The following is a 20,462-nucleotide window of genomic DNA, read 5'->3' as shown; positions in this document are numbered from 1 at the left end:
GATTTAAAAGTATACAGAGCCACGAAAAACCTCTTTTTTCGTGGCTTTTTGTTACCCTCACACCTCAATTTATTAACCAAACCTGCCTTACATCAAAACCTGTCGCTTGCAGGCTGCATAAAATCCCACGTTTAGATTCACAATTGACAGCCAGATGCTGACCACGTGATGTGGGGATATTTATGGAATTGCTTTGCCCAGCAGGTAACCTTCCTGCTCTGAAAACAGCCATTGATAATGGCGCAGATGCCGTTTATATCGGTTTTAAAGATGGCACGAACGCTCGCCACTTCGCAGGTCTGAACTTCGACGGTAAAAAGCTTGAGAAAGCGGTTCAGTATGTGCATGACAAGAACAAACACATCCACGTTGCACTGAATACCTTTGCTCACCCTGACGGATTCAACCGCTGGACGGATGCGGTGGATGCCGCGGTCGCTCTTGGCGTGGATGCACTGATCATCGCCGATCTTGCGGTGCTTGATTATGCGGCGACCAAACACCCTGACATGGAAATTCACCTGTCAGTGCAAGCATCTGCCACCAACAGTGCCGCGATTCAGTTTTACAAAGATCACTTCAATGTAAAACGTGTGGTACTGCCACGCGTGTTGTCGATGCACCAAGTGAAACAGCTGGCAAGAACCACAGACGTCGATCTGGAAGTGTTCGCATTCGGTAGCCTTTGCATCATGTCCGAAGGCCGTTGTTACCTGTCTTCTTACCTGACCGGTGAATCACCAAACACTGTCGGCGCATGTTCTCCTGCCAAATACGTGCGCTGGCAAGAAACCCCGCAAGGTTTGGAATCTCGCCTTAATGACATTCTGATCGACCGCTACAAAGCGGGCGAGAATGCTGGTTACCCAACCTTATGTAAAGGCCGTTTCGTGACAGATGGCCCGGCTTACCACGCGCTGGAAGAGCCAACCAGCCTGAACACCCTGTCTATTTTGCCAGAGCTGTTTGAAGCCAACATTGCCTCAGTAAAAATAGAAGGCCGTCAGCGTAGCCCTGCGTATGTTGAACAAGTCACCCGCACGTGGCGTCAAGCGATCGACAGCTACCAACGCAACCCAGAAGGCTACCAAGTGCTTCCACAATGGAACCAATGCTTGGACAGTGTCTCTGAAGGCGCACAAACCACTCTGGGTGCCTACCACCGTAAATGGCAGTAATGGAGCGAACCATGAAATACTCTCTCGGCCCTCTACTCTATTTCTGGCCTAAAAACGACGTAGAAGCTTCTATCAGCGCGCAGTAAGCAGCGACGCTGACATTGTTTACCTCGGTGAGACCGTGTGCTCTAAACGTCGTGAGATGCGCTCAAGCGATTGGATGAGCCTAGGCAAAGATCTGGCGGCAAGCGGCAAGCAAGTGGTCATTTCCACCATGGCACTGCTGGAAGCCCCAAGCGAAGTCAACGTTATGCAGCGTTACATCGACAACGGTGACTTCATCATCGAAGCCAACGACGTGTCAGCCATTCAATTGGCACACGAAAAAGGTGTGCCCTTCGTCGCCGGCCCTGCGTTAAACCTCTACAACGCCCAAGCCCTGCAAGTCATGGTGAAAAAAGGCATGACACGCTGGTGTATGCCTGTTGAGCTCTCGCGTGAGTGGCTACAAAAAATCCTGACACAAGCAGACGCACTCGGTATTCGCGAGCAGTTTGAAGTAGAAGTGTTCTCTTACGGTCACTTACCGCTCGCTTACTCGGCACGTTGCTTCAGCGCGCGCGCGGAAGACCGTCCAAAGGATAAGTGCGAAACCTGCTGCATCAATTACCCGCAGGGTTTGGAAGTGAAAAGCCAAGAAGGCCAGCCTGTGTTTACACTGAATGGTATTCAGACCCAATCGGGCTATTGCTACGACTTGAGTGCAGATCTGGCGTCGATGCAGGGATTGGTCGATGTTGTTCGTATCAGCCCGCAAAGCAATGAGACCTTGGACGTACTGGCAGGCTTTAAGCGCGGTGAATCTGGCTTTGCGCCAAAAAGTCATTTCTGTAATGGCTACTGGCATAGCATTGAAGGTATGGCTGCTCAAGCCTAACTCTTTTTCTACAAATACAAAAAAAGCCGCATTTGCGGCTTTTTCTTTCGGTGCTCACTTAGGATTGCGGCAATTGTTGCTGTTGAGCTACCTGCTCAGCAATACGGCTAAGCTCCAGCATCGCATAGCGGTGCTCAACGAAGTCATACACATTGCCTGACATCGCAAGCTTATACAGGGCAACAGCAGAGCTTAGATCGCCCAGCGCCTGATAACGCTTCGCGAGGTAGAAATAGCCTTCACACAAACGCTGCGCAAGCTGCGCGTTGTTTTGGCTAGTGAGCATGATGTCGCGGAAGAACTGCTCTTCGCTTACATCATCAATATAGAGTCTGGCTATCTGCCATCCCCAGTCTTGTTTATCTGAATTTGCATAGCGTGTCGCAAGCTGTGCTTTTGCCGCGTCTGGGCCATCTTTTTCCGCTTCCACCAAGTAAAGCCACAGCGCACGGTATGCATCGTTTACGTTATCGTTGTAATGCTTGATAAGATCGCGCTCTGCCAGCATGTAGCGACCGCCGTAATAGAGCGCAATACCGCGGTTTCTTTCTGCGTATTGGTGGGTCTCATCCAACTCTAGCGTTGAATCAAACGCTTCGTAAGCCGCATCATAAAGACCGCTTTGGGTGAAATACACACCCAGAATATTGAAGACATCAGGCTGCGCCGGATCGAAGGAAAGCGAACGATTAAAATCGAGGCGCGCTAAATCTCGTAAACCCAGACTGTCATTAACCAGTCCACGTTCATAATAAATTTGAGCTTTATCTTGGTCGGTAAGATCATCGCGAAGCAAGATCTGATCGATTCTTGCCAATTGCACTTCCTGTTGCGTGGTTGGCTGCAAAGGAACAGCCATCGGAAGCAGATGCCATGGCTGAGTGACTTCGACCGTCTGAGACGTCGTCTGGCAACCTGACAAGAGTAACAGGCTGCAGGCAACCGTCAGCGGGAGCCATCTGTTTTTTAGCATTTGCAACAATCTCCATATAACAAAAAAGGGGGCAAAGCCCCCTTTTTATACCTTGTTTACACCTTAGGCGTAAACCTATTAAGCGTCTGCGTCTGGCTGAGCAGCGTTTTCTTCAGCAGCAGGTGCTTGCTCTACTGCTTCTTTCATGCTCAGACGGATACGACCTTGACGGTCGATTTCCAGAACCTTAACTTTAACTTCTTGGCCTTGCTCAACGTAGTCAGACACTTTCTCGATGCGCTGATCAGCAACTTGAGAAATGTGTACCAGACCTTCTTTGGTGCCGATTACAGACACGAAGCAACCGAAGTCTACGATACGAGTAACTTTACCGGTGTAGATACGACCTACTTCAACTTCAGCAGTCAGCGCTTCGATGCGAGCAATTGCCGCTTTCGCTTTGTTGCCGTCAGTTGCTGCGATCTTCACAGTACCGTCGTCTTCGATTTCGATAGTCGTTTCAGTTTCTTCAGTCAGAGCACGGATTACTGCGCCGCCTTTACCGATAACATCTTTGATCTTCTCTGGGTTGATCTTAATGGTATGGATACGTGGAGCGAACTCAGAGATGTCTTCACGTGCAGAAGAGATTGCTGAATCCATTACGCTCAGGATGTGCAGACGCGCACCTTTCGCTTGGTTCAGAGCAATTTGCATGATCTCTTTAGTGATACCTTCGATCTTGATGTCCATCTGCAGAGCAGTCACACCGTCATCAGTACCCGCTACTTTGAAGTCCATGTCGCCCAGGTGGTCTTCATCACCCAGAATGTCAGACAGAACAACAAAGTCTTCGCCTTCTTTCACAAGACCCATCGCGATACCCGCAACAGATTTCTTGATTGGCACACCTGCGTCCATCAGCGCTAGCGATGAACCACATACAGAAGCCATTGAAGAAGAACCGTTAGACTCAGTGATTTCAGATACAACGCGAACGGTGTATGGGAATTCATCTTGAGAAGGCATTACTGACTGAATACCACGCTTCGCCAGTTTACCGTGGCCGATTTCACGACGCTTAGGAGAGCCAACAAAGCCAGTCTCACCTACACAGTATGGAGGGAAGTTGTAGTGGAACAGGAAGTTGTCAGTACGCTCACCAGTGATTTCGTCCAGGATTTGCGCGTCACGCTGAGTACCCAGAGTCGCAGTAACCAGAGCCTGAGTTTCACCACGAGTGAACAGAGATGAACCGTGGGTACGTGGCAGAACGCCAGTACGAACGTCCAGTGCACGAACCATGTCTTTTTCACGGCCGTCGATACGTGGCTCACCCGCGATGATGCGGCTACGAACAACGTTTTTCTCCAGGCTGTACAGCATGCCTTGGATTTCACGTGCGTCCAGTGTCTCGTCTTGCTCAAGCAGTTGCTCTTTCACGCTAGACTTGATTTCGCCTACACGGTCGTAGCGCGCCATTTTCTCAGTGATTTGGTACGCTTCAACGAATTGTGCTTCAGCCAGCTCAGCAACACGTGCTTTCAGCTCAGTGTTTACTTCTGGTGCAGTCCAATCCCAAGCTGGGGTTGCTACTTCAGCGGCGAATTCTTTGATCGCGTTGATCACAACTTGCTGTTGGTCGTGACCGAACACAACCGCTTGCAGCATTTGTTCTTCAGACAGACGGTCAGCTTCAGATTCAACCATCAGAACTGCGCCGTCAGTACCTGCAACAACCAGATCCAGGCGGCTGGTTTCCAGTTCTTTCACGCTTGGGTTCAGTACCAGCTCATCGTTGATGAAACCAACGCGTGCTGCACCGATTGGACCGTTGAATGGGATACCAGAAATTGCCAGCGCTGCGGACGTACCGATCATGGTGACGATGTCTGGGCTTACGTTCGGGTTTACAGAAACTACTGTCGCGATAACTTGAACTTCGTTTTTGAAGTTATCTGGGAACAGTGGACGGATTGGACGGTCGATCAGACGCGCTGTCAGGGTTTCGCTCTCAGAAGGACGACCTTCACGTTTGAAGAAACCACCTGGGATTTTACCCGCTGCGTAAGTACGCTCTTGGTAGTTAACAGTCAGAGGGAAGAAGTCTTGACCTTCAACCGCTTCTTTCTTACCAACAACTGAAACGAATACAGAAGTATCGTCCATGCTAACCATTACTGCTGCAGTCGCTTGACGCGCCATAACACCAGTTTCCAGAGTTACAGTGTGGTTACCGTACTGGAACGTTTTTACGATTGGATTCACGAGAGATTCCTTGTAGTTGTGCGCTAACACGCGCGAATTTACTCTTCTTTCAAAGGCCTCACCAATCGCGACTAATGACAACACTTTTCAACATGGAAAAGCCTTCTCAATAGTCGCGACCTGATGGTCGACTTCGTTGACTGTGGGACCAATGAAAGCGCCAATATTATACACATCTACACAATTAACGGTAACTTACAGAGATAAGTTTCGTGCGTTAATACTAGATAAATTGTTTGGCCAAGAAGGTTTACACCGAGTCTGCTGCAACGCAGTACAGGATATGCTCACCACCGAAGGCTAAGCCTAGTCGATGGGAAAATTTGGAAGGAAGCAAAAACGAGAAAAGGAGCCACGAGGGCTCCTTTTCCGTATGCGATGCTTATTAGCCAAAGGCTTATTAGCGGCGCAGACCCAGACGCTTGATCAGCTCTAGGTAACGGTCAGCGTTTTTACGCTTCAGGTAGTCCAGAAGCTTACGACGACGAGAAACCATGCGCAGCAGACCGCGACGGCTGTGGTGGTCACCTTTGTGCTCAGCGAAGTGGCCTTGCAGGTGGTTGATAGAAGCAGTCAGCAGAGCTACTTGTACTTCTGGAGAACCAGTGTCGTTCGCGCCTTGTGCGTATTCAGCAACGATTGCTGCTTTAGTTTCTGCATTCAGAGACATAGTCTTTTCCTAAATGTAAAAGGTTTTAATTTGTGTCAGCCAATCTCTGATTCAGCCGACACCCGAGGCGGCGAATTCTACAGCGATTTCTGTTGTAAAGCAATCGCTGTAAAAGCCTGTCCGCGAATTATTGCTGATCGTGCGTGCGAACCAGTCGGCGTGGCTTCAGCATGCCTTCGGCATCCACTTCGCCCACACCAATAAAGTTGCGGTCTTCACCCACGGTCATGCGTACCACTTGCCCTTCCGCAGGTGCGTTAGGGATGTTTACCGCTTGACCTTGCAGCGCGTAGCTTGCTACCGCTGGAAGCAAGTTAACTTCACGCAAATCCTGTACCGCAGTATCTAGCGGCAGCAGCAATGGGTCCAGCAGTTCACGTGGCTGAATGTCTTGCTCACGCGCTTGCTCTAGAATCGCTTCCAGTTGCTCCAGCGTCACCATTTTCTCGTATGGGTAACCAGAAACACCAGTACGACGAAGCATAGTCACGTGTGCGCCACAGCCCAGCAACTCACCCAGGTCATCAACGATAGTACGAATGTAGGTGCCCTTCGAACAGTGTACTTCCATCTCCACTTCATGGCCTTCAAAGCGCAGAAGCGTGATTTCAAAAACAGTGATCTTGCGTGCTTCGCGTGGCACTTCAATGCCTTTACGCGCGTACTCGTAAAGCGGCTTACCTTCGTATTTCAATGCAGAGAACATGGAAGGAACCTGCATGGTTTCACCGCGGAATGTCGCGATGCTACGCTCAAGGTCGCCCAAGCTCACTTTTACTTCACGGGTTTCAACCACTTCACCATCTGAGTCGGAAGTGTTGGTACGCTCGCCAAGTTTTGCAATGACGCGGTAGCGTTTGTCTGAGTCCAGCAGGAACTGAGAAAACTTAGTCGCTTCACCAAAGCAAATTGGCAGCATGCCAGTTGCCAGCGGATCCAGTGCACCGGTGTGGCCCGCTTTCTCCGCAAAGTAGATGTTCTTTACTTTTTGCAGTGCAGCATTTGACGTAATGCCTGTTGGTTTGTCCAAAAGGACAATACCGTCGACAGGACGTCCGCGGCGACGTGGACGACGACCCATTACTCTTCCTCTCCGTCTTGGTCTACACGGCGCTCTTCATCAGATTTCACCGCTTGAGTAACCAAGTTAGAAATACGCATACCTTCGGTCAGAGACTGATCGAAGAAGAAGGTAATTTCAGGGGTTACACGAAGACGAATTGCTTTACCCAGAAGGCTACGGATGTAACCGGTCGCTTCCTGAAGTGCTTCCAGACCACCTTGTGGGGTTTGATCGCCCATGGTCAGGAAGGTAACGAATACTTTTGCATAAGCCAGATCGCGAGAAACCTCAACGTCTGAAACTGTCACCATACCAATGCGTGGGTCTTTAATTTCGCGTTGCAGGATCAGTGCAATTTCTTTTTGCAGCTGCTGCGATACGCGTTGAGTACGGCTGAATTCTTTTGCCATAACGCTCTTCTCTCATAAGAAATGGGGGGAAAGCGCTGAGCACTTCCCCCCATGGTGTTTATAAACAACCTGTTACAGTCGATTATTAATCGATAGTACGTTTCACTTCGACGATTTCGAATACTTCGATTTGGTCGCCTACACGTACATCGTTGTAGTTCTTAACGCCGATACCACACTCGTAGCCTTTGTTCACTTCGTTCACGTCATCTTTAAAGCGACGCAGTGATTCCAGCTCACCTTCGTAGATAACAACGTTATCACGCAGTACGCGGATTGGGTTGTTACGCTTGATGGTACCTTCAGTAACCATACAGCCTGCAATTGCACCCAGTTTCGGTGACTTAAACACGTCACGTACTTCTGCCAGACCCATGATCTCTTGTTTGAACTCAGGCGCAAGCATACCGCTCATCGCTTGTTTCACTTCGTCGATCAGTGCGTAGATTACTGAGTAGTAACGTAGATCCAGGCTTTCTGCTTCAATCGTCTTACGTGCAGATGCATCAGCACGTACGTTAAAGCCAACCAAGATTGCGTTAGAAGCTGCTGCCAGAACCGCGTCAGTTTCAGTGATTGCACCTACACCCGAACCTACGATCTTCACTTTTACTTCGTCAGTAGACAGTTTCACCAGTGAATCCGCAATCGCTTCAACAGAACCTTGTACGTCTGCTTTCAGAACAATGTTCAGCTCAGAAACTTCACCTTCAGCCATGTTAGAGAACATGTTTTCCAGTTTCGCTTTCTGTTGACGCGCCAGTTTCACGTCACGGAACTTGCCTTGACGGTACAGTGCAACTTCACGTGCTTTACGCTCGTCACGTACTACAGTCGCTTCGTCACCTGCTTGAGGAACACCTGACAGACCCAGGATTTCCACTGGGATAGAAGGACCAGCTTCTTCAACTTCTTTACCGTTCTCGTCGCGCATTGCACGTACACGGCCATACTCCAGGCCACACAGAACGATATCGCCTTTCTTCAGCGTACCTTCCTGAACCAGAACTGTCGCTACAGGACCACGACCTTTATCAAGACGTGATTCGATAACCACACCGCTCGCCATGCCATCACGGATTGCTTCAAGCTCAAGTACTTCTGATTGCAGAAGAATCGCTTCTAGCAGACCATCAATGTTGATGCCTTGCTTCGCAGATACGTGAACAAACATGTTCTCGCCGCCCCACTCTTCTGGGATAACGTCGTGTTGAGCCAGCTCGTTTTTCACTTGATCTGGGTTCGCGGTGTCTTTATCGATCTTGTTCACAGCAACAATCAGAGGCACTTCTGCCGCTTTCGCGTGCTGGATAGCTTCGATAGTCTGAGGCATTACACCGTCATCCGCTGCAACAACCAGAACAACGATATCCGTTGCTTTCGCACCACGAGCACGCATAGACGTAAACGCTGCGTGTCCTGGGGTATCCAGGAAGGTTATCATGCCGTTGTCAGTTTCTACGTGGTATGCACCGATGTGCTGAGTAATACCGCCCGCTTCGCCCGATGCAACGTGCGCTTTACGAATGTAGTCCAGCAGCGATGTTTTACCGTGGTCAACGTGACCCATGATGGTAACAACTGGCGCACGTGGTTCGGTCTTCGCGTCATCGTTACGATCTGACAGCACTGCGTGCTCCAGCTCGTTCTCACGACGCAGAACGACTTTGTGGCCCATTTCTTCTGCTACTAGCTGCGCAGTTTCTTGGTCGATAACCTGGTTGATGGTTGCCATTGCACCCATCTTCATCATGGTTTTGATAACTTCAGTCGCTTTAACCGCCATCTTGTTTGCCAGTTCAGCAACAGTTACGGTCTCACCGATTTCTACGTCACGCGTTACTTTTTGCGCTGGCTTTTGGAAACCGTGCTGCATAGACGTTGGCTTAGCCATACGACCTTTCAGCTTGCCGCCCTTACCACCGCGTGCACGAGAAGAAGAAACATCTTCTTTCTCTTGTGCAGATTTTTTCTTCTTACGACGACGTGGAGCAGCTTCTTGACGGCGATCTGCTTCGTCTTCCGCTTCACGTGCGTATTTTGAAGTGGTGGTATGGTGATCTGCCGATTCCATCACTTCGACCGCTGCGTCTTGTTGACTCCAGCGCTCTTCGTTCAATTCTGCCATTTTGCGTGCCTCTTCTAGCTGGCGCTGACTTTCTTCTTCAGCTTTACGCTTGGCTTCCTCTTCCTGGCGACGCTTGAGTTCATCAGCTTCTTTCTTCGCTTGCGCTTCAGTAGCTTCACGAGCAGCTTTTTCTTCCGCTGTCTCTTTTGAAGCTAGCTCTTTCTCAGCCGCAATACGTGCTTTATCTTCAGCGTCGCGCTTGGCTTTCTCTTCGGCCTCACGCTTCGCTTTCTCTTCGGCTTCACGCTTAGCTGCTTCTTCCGCTTCACGACGAGCCTTTTCCTCTGCCTCGCGTTGTGCGGCTTCTTCAGCTTCACGTTGTGCGGCTTCTTGAGCCACACGTTGTTCTTCTAGTTCGCTGCGCTTCACGTAGGTGCGCTTTTTGCGCACTTCTACTTGAACATCCTTACTCTTTCCGCCAGCACCTGAAACACTCAAGGTGCTGCGTTTTTTGCGCTGTAACGTCAGTCGAGTTGGAGCGCTACCATCATCGCCATGCTCACGTTTTAGGTGAGCCAGCAAGGTTTGTTTCTCATCTTGGCTTACGTTGTCGTCTGCCGATTTCTGAATGCCTGCATCTTGTAATTGCTTCAGCAAACGTTCTACCGGCGTATCAATCTCGCTCGCCAGTGCCTTAACTGTAACCTCTGACATTCTGCTCCTCCTTTGCTGCGCTTAAGCTTCGTCGCTGAACCAGCAAATATTGCGTGCAGCCATGATAAGCTCGCCCGCTTTAACTTCATCCATTCCCTCGATATCCAGAAGATCGTCTGTGCCTTGGTCAGCCAGATCTTCCAGAGTACAAATGCCTTTTGCTGCTAGGCGGAACGCCAAATCACGCTCCAAGCCTTCCAGACCCAGTAGGTCTTCAGCCGGCTCAGCACCATCAAGGATTTCTTCTTTTGCCAACGCGATGGTGGTCAGTGCTTCTTTCGCACGGTTGCGCAGCTCTTCAACGGTGTCTTCGTCAAGACCGTTGATTTCCAGAAGCTCAGCTGCTGGAACGTAAGCCACTTCTTCCAGAGAAGTGAAACCTTCTTCTACAAGAACTGCTGCGAAATCTTCATCAATATCCAGGTACTTGCTGAACAGTTCAATTGACTGGCCCGCTTCTTCCTGGTGTTTCTTCTGTAGGTCTTGAACAGTCATTACGTTCAGTTCCCAACCAGTCAGTTGAGAAGCCAGACGTACGTTCTGACCGTTACGGCCGATTGCTTGAGCCAGGTTGTCTGCCTCTACAGCAATGTCCATTGTGTGTGAGTCTTCATCAACGATGATCGATGCAACATCTGCTGGAGCCATTGCATTGATAACGAATTGCGCTGGGTTATCGTCCCACAGAACGATATCGATACGCTCACCGCCAAGCTCGCCAGAAACCGCTTGTACACGTGCACCACGCATACCAACACAGGCACCCACAGGGTCGATACGCTTGTCGTTAGTTTTAACCGCGATTTTCGCACGAGAACCAGGATCGCGAGCCGCGCCCATTACTTCGATCATCTCTTCGCCGATTTCTGGCACTTCAATGCGGAACAGTTCGATCAGCATTTCAGGCTTAGAGCGAGTCATGAACAATTGGAAACCACGCGCTTCTGGACGTACAGCATACAGCAAACCACGTACGCGGTCGCCTGGGCGGAAGTTTTCACGTGGCAGTTGGTCGTCACGTTGAATTGCCGCTTCAGCATTGTTGCCCAGATCCACGATACTACGTCGCGGTTTACTTTCTTAACAACACCAGTGATCAACTCACCTTCGTTGTCCATAAACTGCTCAACCACTTGTGCGCGCTCAGCTTCACGTACTTTTTGTACGATAACTTGCTTCGCTGTTTGCGTGGTGATGCGGTCAAATGTTACTGATTCGATTTCATCTTCAACGAAACCGCCCAGTTCCAGTGTCTCGTCGTCGAATTGTGCCGCTTCCAGCGTGATTTCACGCGTTGGCAGGGTCACTTCTTCTACAACCAACCAGCGACGGAAAGTGTCGAATTCGCCAGTTTTACGATCGATTTGTACACGTACGTCGATGTCTGCTTCGTATTTTTTCTTTGTTGCCGTAGCCAGCGCTGTTTCCAACGCTTCAAAAATGCGCTCGCGAGGAACTGCTTTTTCGTTGGATACCGCTTCTACGACAGCCAAGATTTCTTTGTTCATGAACTAATGCCTCATTTAACCTTAAAATGAAGGAACCAGGTTGGCCTTGGCGATATTGCTCAGGGCGAACGCTTCTTCGTTGCCATCGACGCGGATGGTCACGGTCTCGCCTTCAACAGAAAGGATGTCACCTTTCCATTTACGACGGTTTTGCATAGCCATTTTCAGTACGATGTTGACTTCATGGCCGATAAAACGCTGATAATGCTCAGCTTTAAACAGTGGACGCTCCAAACCTGGAGAAGAAACTTCCAGATTGTAAGCCACCGTGATTGGATCTTCTACGTCCATCACTGCACTAACTTGGCGGCTAACTTCAGCACAGTCTTCAACGGTAATACCGTTTTCGTGATCAATGAAGATACGAAGGGTTGAGTGCTGGCCAGCACGCACGAACTCAAGCCCAACAAGCTCGTAGTCCAAAGCCTCTACAGGTGCTTCAAGCAAGGCGTGAAGCTGTTTTTCTAGTCCTGTCATACAAACCCCAGAAATAAAAAAAGGGCCTAAAGCCAGTATTCATCCGAATGGTCATCTTCAGATAACAAAAAACCCCGAATGTCGGGGTTTTATGCAACTGGACCCTGATGCTATGGTTTCCCATAGCCAGCGACTGTCGTGGTCTCTAAATGACAATCACTGATAAAGTGGTTGCGGGGGCCGGATTTGAACCGACGACCTTCGGGTTATGAGCCCGACGAGCTACCAAGCTGCTCCACCCCGCGTCCGAACGGCGCACATTATATCGCCGTATCGATCACTTTTACAAGTAAATCGAACCTCAATGAGGATTTTAATTTGGTGCTGAGAGCGGGACTTGAACCCGCACGCCTTAACAGGCACTGCCCCCTCAAGACAGCGTGTCTACCAATTCCACCACCTCAGCAGAAATTTTTATTGTGGGATGTCGCTATTGTTAGTAGCTGGCACTTCCACTGACTGTGATTGTTCCACTGGAACGCTCAAGTCATCATATTCACCGCCGACTTGGGTCTGCTTAGCAGTCATATTACCCAAAACCAGGCTGAGAATAAAAAATACAGTTGCGAAAATCGCAGTCATTCGGGTCAAGAAGTTTCCAGAGCCGCTAGAGCCAAACACTGTGTTTGATGCCCCAGCCCCAAATGAGGCTCCCATATCTGCGCCTTTACCCTGTTGAACCAGAACCAGGCCAATTACAGCAAGAGCGGCCAACAGATAAATCACAAGTAGAATTTCGTACATGGGTTCCACCTATGTTCCAAATTGTTGAGCCAGCTGACCAAGTCATTCACTAGCGCAACTCCCTTCATTGGGAGCGGGAGAATACTATCTAATGCCAGCAGGTGAGACAAGAGAAAAATGCAAAAAAACATGACAATTCATTCTGTTTGCACATCTTGTAACCAAACCAGCACTCCCGCTCCGTGTCATTCCTTAACCAGATTCGCTTAAACGGAAAGCGTTTTAGCAGTTTGCCTTCACCGCTTCTGCGATTTCAAGTGCGTATGCTTGCACCTTCTCGGCATCTTCGCCTTCCACCATAACGCGGATCAAAGGCTCTGTACCCGACTTACGCAGCAAAACGCGTCCGGTATCACCAAGCTTAGCTTCTACCGCCGCTTTCGCAGACAGCACGGCGTCCGACTCAAGCGGATCACTGCTGCCACTGAAGCGAACGTTTTCAAGCACTTGCGGGAACATGCTCATGCCATCGCACAGCGCTTTCAGGCTCATGCCTGTACCAATGACACTGGCCAGTACTTGCAGTGCTGCAACAATCGCGTCACCCGTGGTCACTTTGTCTAGCAAGATCACGTGACCTGAGTTTTCCGCACCGATGCTCCAACCGTTTTCCAACAGTTTTTCCATCACGTAGCGATCGCCTACTTTCGCGCGAGTAAACGGAATACCGAGGTTTTTCAGTGCCACTTCCATGCCCATATTGGTCATCAAAGTACCTACGACACCGCCTTTCAGCTCGCCACGTCGCAGTGATTCACGGGCGATAATGTAGGCTATTTGGTCACCGTCTACTTTGTTGCCTTCGTGGTCAACCATGATCACGCGGTCACCGTCACCGTCAAACGCGATACCCAGTGCTGCGCCCTCTTCAACCACACGTTTTTGCAACGCGCGAACATCGGTTGCACCGACTTCATGGTTGATGTTGGTACCGTTCGGCTCAACACCCATGGCGATCACATCTGCACCCAATTCTGAGAACACAGAGGGTGCGATGTGATACGTTGCACCGTGCGCACAGTCGATGACCAGCTTGAGACCTTTAAGGCTCATTTCTGATGGGAAGGTACCTTTACAAAATTCAATGTAACGACCTGCTGCATCCACGATACGTTTGGCTTTACCCAGCTCCGCAGATTCCACACAGGTCAGCGGCTTTTCAAGCTCAGCTTCAATCGCGAGTTCAATATCATCCGGCAGCTTTGTCCCCTCTGATGAGAAGAACTTGATGCCGTTGTCATAGAACGGGTTGTGTGATGCAGAAATAACAATACCCGCTTCCGCACGGAAGGTTTGGGTAAGGTACGCAATCGCTGGGGTTGGCATAGGGCCAGTGAAGGCAGCTTGAAGACCAGCAGCAGAAAGACCTGCTTCCAGCGCCGACTCAAGCATGTAACCAGAGATGCGAGTATCTTTACCAATCAGCACTTTTTGGTGCCTTGTTGGCTGAGAACACGACCCGCAGCCCAACCGAGCTTTAGGATAAAATCTGGTGTGATAGGAAATTGACCCACTTTACCGCGAACACCGTCAGTGCCGAAGTATTTGCGTTCTGTCATTATGATTCTCCAAGTAACGCTGCGGCTTCGTGCATTGCATGAACAACACGAACAACATCTGAAGTCTCTTTCACATCGTGAACACGAATGATCTGAGCTCCTTTCATCGCAGCTATGGTGGCGCAAGCTAAACTGCCCCCCAAAATATCAGCAGGGGCTTTATCTAAAAGTTTAAAAATCATCGATTTTCTCGACATACCAGCAAGCACTGGTAATCCATGTCGATGAAAGTGCTCCAAGTTTGCAAGGAGCTGATAGTTATGTGTCAGTGTCTTTCCAAAGCCAAACCCTGGATCCAAGATAAGTTGCTTTTTTCGATGCCCGCTTTTTCACAAGCAGCGATACGCGCTTCAAAAAAGGTATCGATGTCGGCAAACAAATCCTGATAGGTTGGGTTTGTCTGCATGGTGCGAGGCTGCCCTTGCATATGCATGAGGCAGACAGGCACGCCCGCCTCGGCCGCAGCATCTAATGCGCCCTCTTCTTGAAGTGCTCTCACATCATTGATGATATCTGCTCCAGCGATCACAGCTTCGCGCATCACAGCAGCCTTGCTGGTATCGATGGAAATCCAACAATCAAAGCGTGAACGAATAGCTTGTATGGCTGGGACGACGCGGCCTAACTCATCTTGTTCAGAAACGTCAGCAGCACCTGGCCTTGTCGACTCACCGCCAATATCCAGAATTGACGCACCTGCATTTAGCATAGCTTCCGCATGGTAAAGCGCCGCATCTAACTTATTGAATTTACCGCCATCGGAGAAGGAATCGGGAGTGACGTTCAAGATCCCCATAACATGAGGCGTAGAAAGGTCGAGCACTTTGGCTTTGCTGATCAGTTTCATGAATGGACTTTGTTTGAAAAGAAAATTTACTGCAGATAAAAGAAAAACCCCGAGTTCCCCCGGGGTTTTGTAATTTCAGAACGCAATTACGCTTCCGACTTGTTGTCTGGGTCAACAGGCTTGTTACCTGTGTCCAGATCATCAGTAGAAGGTGGAACGTCAGAGTTCTTGGCTTCTACATCAGGTTTTTTCGGCGTGTTGTCAGTGTTGTCTGACTCTGTCGTCCAGCCAGCAGCTCACGCACAGGGCGACGCGCCATCAAGTCATCAATTTGCGCAGCATCGATGGTTTCATATTTCATCAGTGCATCTTTCATTGCATGCATGATGTCCATGTTTTCTTCGATGATCTTGCGAGCACGAGCGTAGTTGCGATCAATTAACTGACGAATCTCGCCGTCGATAAGACGTGCTGTCTCATCAGACATGTGCTTGCTTTGTGTCACTGAACGGCCCAGAAATACTTCGCCCTCGTCTTCTGCGTACAGAAGTGGGCCCAGTTTCTCTGAGAAACCCCACTGCGTCACCATCTTACGTGCGATATCAGTTGCACGCTCGATGTCGTTAGACGCACCAGTAGACACTTTGTCTACGCCATAAATAATTTCTTCTGCCAAGCGGCCGCCGTACAAACTTGAAATCATCGACTCCAAGTGTTGGCGAGACATGCTTACACGGTCTTGCTCAGGCAGGTACATGGTCACACCCAGGGCACGGCCACGTGGAATGATTGACACCTTGTACACTGGGTCATGTTCTGGCACCAAGCGACCAACAACAGCGTGACCAGCTTCGTGGTAAGCCGTTGATTCTTTGATCTCTTCAGACATAACCATCGACTTGCGCTCGGCACCCATCATGATTTTGTCTTTCGCCAGTTCAAACTCAACCATTGATACAACACGCTTGTTACCACGAGCGGCAAACAGTGCTGCTTCGTTCACAAGGTTTGCTAGGTCCGCACCCGAGAAGCCAGGTGTACCACGCGCAATCAGAGATGCCTCAACATCGCTACCCAGAGGGACTTTACGCATGTGAACTTTCAGAATTTGCTCACGACCACGAACATCTGGCAGACCTACAACGACTTGACGGTCGAAACGGCCAGGACGCAGCAATGCAGGGTCAAGTACGTCAGGACGGTTAGTTGCCGCGATAACGATGATACCTTCGTTACCTTCGAAACCATCCATTTCTACCAGCATTTGGTTCAGTGTTTGTTCACGTTCATCGTGACCACCACCCAAGCCTGCACCACGTTGACGACCTACGGCATCGATCTCATCGATGAAGATGATACAAGGTGATGCTTTCTTCGCTTGTTCGAACATGTCACGGACACGTGATGCACCCACACCCACGAACATTTCAACGAAGTCAGAACCAGAGATAGTAAAGAACGGTACTTTCGCTTCACCAGCAATCGCTTTCGCCAGCAGCGTTTTACCTGTACCAGGAGGACCAACCATCAGAACACCAGTTGGGATCTTACCACCCAGTTTCTGGAAGCGACTTGGGTCGCGCAGGTAATCAACCAGTTCTTTAACGTCTTCTTTCGCTTCGTCACAGCCAGCAACATCTGCGAACGTTGTCTTGATCTGTTCTTCGCTCATCATGCGAGCTTTAGACTTACCAAAGGACATTGCGCCTTTGCCGCCACCGCCTTGCATCTGACGCATGAAGAAAATCCACACACCGATAAGCAGCAACATTGGGAACCAAGAAATGAAGATAGACGCCAGAATGCTTGGTTCTTCAGGTGGTGTACCACGCACCTGTACTTTGTGGTTGATCAGGTCATCCAGCAGTTTAGGGTCTTGAAGAACTGGCATGTAAGTGACATAGCTCGTGCCATCACGACGTGTCACCTTCAGCTCGCGATTATCGAACTGTACATCCTGTAGTTTATCTTGCCCTATCTCTTGGACGAACGAAGTGTAGTCGACTTGACGGCCCGCGCTATCGCCTGGTCCAAAGCTCTGGAACACAGACATCAACACAACAGCGATAACCAGCCATAAAATCAGGTTTTTTGCCATGTCACTCAAGGTGTTAGCCCCGCGAAAACTATATTAATAATGGTAGATTACTACAGTTTGTAACCTGTAGCCACAATGTAGACTTCTCGTGAACGTGCACGGGAAGAATCGGGTTTACGAATTTTAACCGCTTTGAACATACTACGCACCTCAGCGAGGTACTGATCAAAGCCTTCGCCTTGGAAAACTTTGACAATGAACGCGCCATTCGGTGCAAGCACTTCACGACACATATCTAATGCTAGTTCAACAAGATACATCGCTCGAGGTTGGTCGGAGGCGAGGTTGCCACTCATGTTTGGTGCCATATCAGACATTACGACATCAACCATGTCAGGCTGAATACGATCGAGCAACGCATTCAACACGGCTTCCTCACGGAAATCACCTTGAAGAAAGCTTACACCCGGAAGGGAGTCCATTGGCAAGATGTCACAAGCAATAACTTGTCCTTCATCACCAACTTGGTCTGCAGCGTACTGAGACCAACCACCTGGAGCGGCACCGAGGTCGACAATTGTCATGCCCGGTTTCAGTAATTTGTCTTTGCCTTGGATTTCTTCAAGCTTGAAAATCGCTCGAGAGCGATAACCTTTTTTCTGGGCTTCGAGAACATATTTATCATCAAAATGCTCTTTCAACCAGCGCCCAGAACTCGCTGAGTGTTTCTTTTTACTCATCTTTTACTCATCCATACGACTGCCGCGACATCATCACGGACGATTCAAGGGGGATATTTGTTCAGTTTGGATAGATATGGCGGTAGAATGTCACGTTTTCAACCCCGATAAAACAACAAATCGAGTCAACATGAATCTAAGCACAAAACAAAAACAGTATCTGAAAGGTCTGGCACACAATCTGAAACCAGTTGTTCTGATGGGTGCAAATGGTCTGACAGAAGCTGTACTTGCTGAGATTGAAATCGCTCTCGATCATCACGAACTGATCAAGGTTAAAGTCGTGTCAGAAGACCGCGACACTAAGAACCTGATTGTAGATGCAATTGTTCGTGAAACTAAGGCAGAAAAAGTACAGGTTATCGGTAAGACCCTGGTGCTTTATCGCCAAAGCCAAGAGCGCAAAATCGAGCTACCACGCAAATAAAAGAAGGCCGCTAAGCGGCCTTTTTCCTATCAGCGACAGTAACAATCGCTAACATTTTTCTGAAATCAAACGTACTTAACGCTGTCGATCTCAAACTCTTTCACGCCACCCGGTACGGTGATAGAGACTTCATCTCCTTCTTCTTTACCGATCAGACCACGTGCGATTGGTGAGTTAATTGAAATCAGGTTCTTTTTGATGTCAGCTTCATCATCACCCACGATTTGGTAAGTCACTTCATCATCAGTGTTGCAATCGATCAGAGAGACGGTTGAACCGAAAATCACTTTGCCGTTGTTTGGCATTTTCGCGATATCGATAACTTGCGCCACAGACAGCTTGTATTCGATGTCACGGATTTGCGCTTCACAGATACCTTGCTCTTCACGAGCGGCATGGTATTCAGCGTTCTCTTTCAAGTCACCCAGTTCACGTGCCTCTGCAATTGCTTGAGTAATAATTGGGCGACGCTTCATCAGGCGCTCAAGCTCTTGGCGCAGCTGTTGTTCGCCGCGCACAGTCATTGGTACTTTATCCATAAATGACATTACCTCAGTAGCCAAAACCAACGGGATTTGGCAAAAACAAAGCCACGCCCACACAAAGGTCTGGGCGCGGCAAACGAATCTTTGTCATTTCAGTGTAAACAAGTTAAACGAAGAGGTCATCAAAGATTTTACCTCAGTCATTTTTGTCGCATTTTAGCGAGCAAAAACCACGCAAGGCCAGCACGTTTTAGATGTCAAATCCAAGATCAAAATCACGAAAATGCAATAGACAACAGAGATTTACATCGCAATAAAAAATAAAAAGATCTAAATGCGATTCAGTTCACGGAACTTTAATATATTGAAATAACCAACTGATTATAAAGGAAATTATTATCTAACAACTTGTAAGCCGCCAATCTTTATATTTGTTTTTTGAATGTTTTACTAACAGTCCTTTTTAGCGAGCGGTTACAAACAGGTCATCGCGACGTTGGGAGATAACGTCCCGAAAAAAAACAACGTTTTAAAAGGACAACGTAATGAACAAAAAGTTTATCGCTCTTGCTGTAGCGGCTCTGGCTTCTACCTCTGTTTCTGCTGCTGAAATCTTCAACGACGGCACTTCTTCTATGGCTCTGGGCGGCCGCGCAGAAGCACGCGCTACTATGACCGATGGCGACGTATCTGACGCAAGCCGTGTACGTCTGAACGTGCTGGGTACTACTGAAATCGCAGAAGGCGTTTACGGTTTCGGTTTCTTCGAGCGTGAGTTCACTTCTAACGAAGCTAACGACGAAAACCGTTACGTTAACGCTGGTATCTCAACTCAATACGGCGCAGTAGCTTACGGTCTAACTGATGGCTCTCTGGGTATCATCACAGACTTCACTGATATCATGTCTTTCCACGGCGCAGCAGCAAGTGGCAAAATCACTGTAGCTGACCGCACCGACAACAATCTAGCTTACGTTGGCGAATTCGGCGGCCTGACTGTTAAAGCTAACTACGTATTTGATACCTCAACTACTGTTGGTAACGTAAAATCAACTGACTTCGGCGGTTACTCTGCAGCAGCAACTTACGCGATGGAAAACGGCCTAGCATTCGGTCTGGGTTACGCTGACCAAGGTAAAGATGCAACAGAAGCAAACCAAATCGAAGCTGCAGTTTCATACGCATACGGCGACTTCTACGTTGCGGCACTGTACAACGATGGTGAAGTAGCGAAGAAAGACGTGACTGGTTACGAATTTGCTGCTGCTTACACCATGGGCAACACTAAATTCACTACCACTTACGGTAACAAAGAAAAAGAGTCTGTTGAAACTGCAAATGCTCTAGCGTTCGATGCAACTCACTACTTCAACGACAACTTCCGTGCATACGTTTCTTACAACTTCAACATGCTAGACAGCAAAGCTGGTATGACTGCAGAAGAGAAATTGGACACAGAAGACCAACTGGCACTGGGTCTGCGTTACGACTTCTAATCTGACTTAAGTTAATTACTTACATCAGATGACAAAACGC

The 20,462-nt window shown here is 49.0% G+C and carries 13 protein-coding genes, 2 tRNA genes and 5 pseudogenes; 4 read left to right on the top strand and 16 right to left on the bottom strand.

The genetic code is table 11. From position 1 onward, the window contains the following. The first annotated feature begins 182 nt into the window (after positions 1-182). On the top strand, positions 183-1,178 hold the full coding sequence (gene ubiU / locus ATN88_RS25190) for a ubiquinone anaerobic biosynthesis protein UbiU (RefSeq protein ID WP_067420176.1): 996 nt from the start codon (positions 183-185) through the stop codon (positions 1,176-1,178). Positions 1,179-1,189: 11 nt separating this feature from the next. After that, a pseudogene (locus ATN88_RS25185) lies at positions 1,190-2,055 on the top strand (U32 family peptidase). A gap of 58 nt (positions 2,056-2,113) precedes the next feature. Here the strand turns inward: ATN88_RS25185 and nlpI are convergent. From nlpI to rlmE, 15 genes and pseudogenes are all read right to left on the bottom strand, one after another. Beyond that, positions 2,114-3,028 carry a lipoprotein NlpI gene (nlpI, locus tag ATN88_RS25180; protein WP_067420175.1) on the bottom strand — a complete coding sequence of 305 codons (915 nt, stop codon included), beginning with the start codon at positions 3,026-3,028 and terminating at the stop codon, positions 2,114-2,116. A gap of 78 nt (positions 3,029-3,106) precedes the next feature. Then, positions 3,107-5,236 carry a polyribonucleotide nucleotidyltransferase gene (gene pnp / locus ATN88_RS25175; RefSeq protein ID WP_067420174.1) on the bottom strand — a complete coding sequence of 710 codons (2,130 nt, stop codon included), beginning with the start codon at positions 5,234-5,236 and terminating at the stop codon, positions 3,107-3,109. Positions 5,237-5,636: 400 nt separating this feature from the next. Continuing rightward, positions 5,637-5,906, bottom strand: coding sequence for a 30S ribosomal protein S15 (gene rpsO, locus ATN88_RS25170; protein ID WP_067420173.1), 270 nt, complete (start codon positions 5,904-5,906; stop codon positions 5,637-5,639). A gap of 127 nt (positions 5,907-6,033) precedes the next feature. After that, on the bottom strand, positions 6,034-6,987 hold the full coding sequence (gene truB / locus ATN88_RS25165) for a tRNA pseudouridine(55) synthase TruB (protein ID WP_067420172.1): 954 nt from the start codon (positions 6,985-6,987) through the stop codon (positions 6,034-6,036). Next, positions 6,987-7,379 (bottom strand): 30S ribosome-binding factor RbfA, encoded by a 393-nt coding sequence (rbfA, locus tag ATN88_RS25160; protein ID WP_067420171.1) that lies wholly within the window; start codon positions 7,377-7,379, stop codon positions 6,987-6,989. Before rbfA ends, truB begins: the two co-directional genes overlap by 1 nt. An 85-nt stretch (positions 7,380-7,464) precedes the next feature. Further along, positions 7,465-10,161 carry a translation initiation factor IF-2 gene (gene infB, locus ATN88_RS25155; protein WP_067420170.1) on the bottom strand — a complete coding sequence of 899 codons (2,697 nt, stop codon included), beginning with the start codon at positions 10,159-10,161 and terminating at the stop codon, positions 7,465-7,467. A 21-nt stretch (positions 10,162-10,182) separates the two neighbouring features. After that, positions 10,183-11,669: pseudogene (nusA, locus tag ATN88_RS25150) on the bottom strand (transcription termination factor NusA). A gap of 21 nt (positions 11,670-11,690) precedes the next feature. Next, positions 11,691-12,146 carry a ribosome maturation factor RimP gene (gene rimP / locus ATN88_RS25145; protein WP_067420169.1) on the bottom strand — a complete coding sequence of 152 codons (456 nt, stop codon included), beginning with the start codon at positions 12,144-12,146 and terminating at the stop codon, positions 11,691-11,693. Positions 12,147-12,314: 168 nt separating this feature from the next. Continuing rightward, a tRNA-Met gene (locus ATN88_RS25140) sits at positions 12,315-12,391 on the bottom strand. A gap of 74 nt (positions 12,392-12,465) precedes the next feature. Then, positions 12,466-12,552, bottom strand: a tRNA-Leu gene (locus ATN88_RS25135). An 8-nt stretch (positions 12,553-12,560) separates the two neighbouring features. Beyond that, entirely contained in the window at positions 12,561-12,890 is a 330-nt protein-coding gene (secG, locus tag ATN88_RS25130; protein ID WP_067420168.1) for a preprotein translocase subunit SecG, read from the bottom strand. A gap of 222 nt (positions 12,891-13,112) precedes the next feature. Further along, a pseudogene (gene glmM, locus ATN88_RS25125) lies at positions 13,113-14,449 on the bottom strand (phosphoglucosamine mutase). Further along, positions 14,449-15,296 (bottom strand): annotated as a pseudogene (gene folP, locus ATN88_RS25120) (dihydropteroate synthase). The pseudogenes glmM and folP overlap by 1 nt, the downstream one beginning before the upstream one ends. A gap of 86 nt (positions 15,297-15,382) precedes the next feature. Then, positions 15,383-17,334: pseudogene (ftsH, locus tag ATN88_RS25115) on the bottom strand (ATP-dependent zinc metalloprotease FtsH). A 50-nt stretch (positions 17,335-17,384) separates the two neighbouring features. After that, positions 17,385-18,014 (bottom strand): 23S rRNA (uridine(2552)-2'-O)-methyltransferase RlmE, encoded by a 630-nt coding sequence (rlmE, locus tag ATN88_RS25110; RefSeq protein WP_067420167.1) that lies wholly within the window; start codon positions 18,012-18,014, stop codon positions 17,385-17,387. A gap of 130 nt (positions 18,015-18,144) precedes the next feature. Here rlmE and yhbY point away from each other — a divergent pair, with 130 nt between their 5' ends. Next, positions 18,145-18,441, top strand: a complete 297-nt coding sequence (gene yhbY / locus ATN88_RS25105; RefSeq protein ID WP_067420166.1) for a ribosome assembly RNA-binding protein YhbY — start codon at positions 18,145-18,147, stop codon at positions 18,439-18,441. A 65-nt stretch (positions 18,442-18,506) separates the two neighbouring features. On the opposite strand, the gene greA is transcribed toward yhbY, so the two are convergent. Further along, positions 18,507-18,980, bottom strand: coding sequence for a transcription elongation factor GreA (gene greA / locus ATN88_RS25100; protein WP_198158458.1), 474 nt, complete (start codon positions 18,978-18,980; stop codon positions 18,507-18,509). A 491-nt stretch (positions 18,981-19,471) separates the two neighbouring features. Between greA and ATN88_RS25095 the strand changes: the two genes are divergently transcribed. Next, entirely contained in the window at positions 19,472-20,422 is a 951-nt protein-coding gene (locus ATN88_RS25095; RefSeq protein ID WP_067420164.1) for a porin, read from the top strand. Positions 20,423-20,462: the final 40 nt, after the last annotated feature.

It is taken from the genome of Enterovibrio coralii (assembly GCF_001559595.1).
GTDB classification, from domain to species: domain Bacteria; phylum Pseudomonadota; class Gammaproteobacteria; order Enterobacterales; family Vibrionaceae; genus Enterovibrio; species Enterovibrio coralii.
Note: the sequence above shows the minus strand (reverse complement) of the source record. Positions and strands in the feature narration are given on the sequence as shown.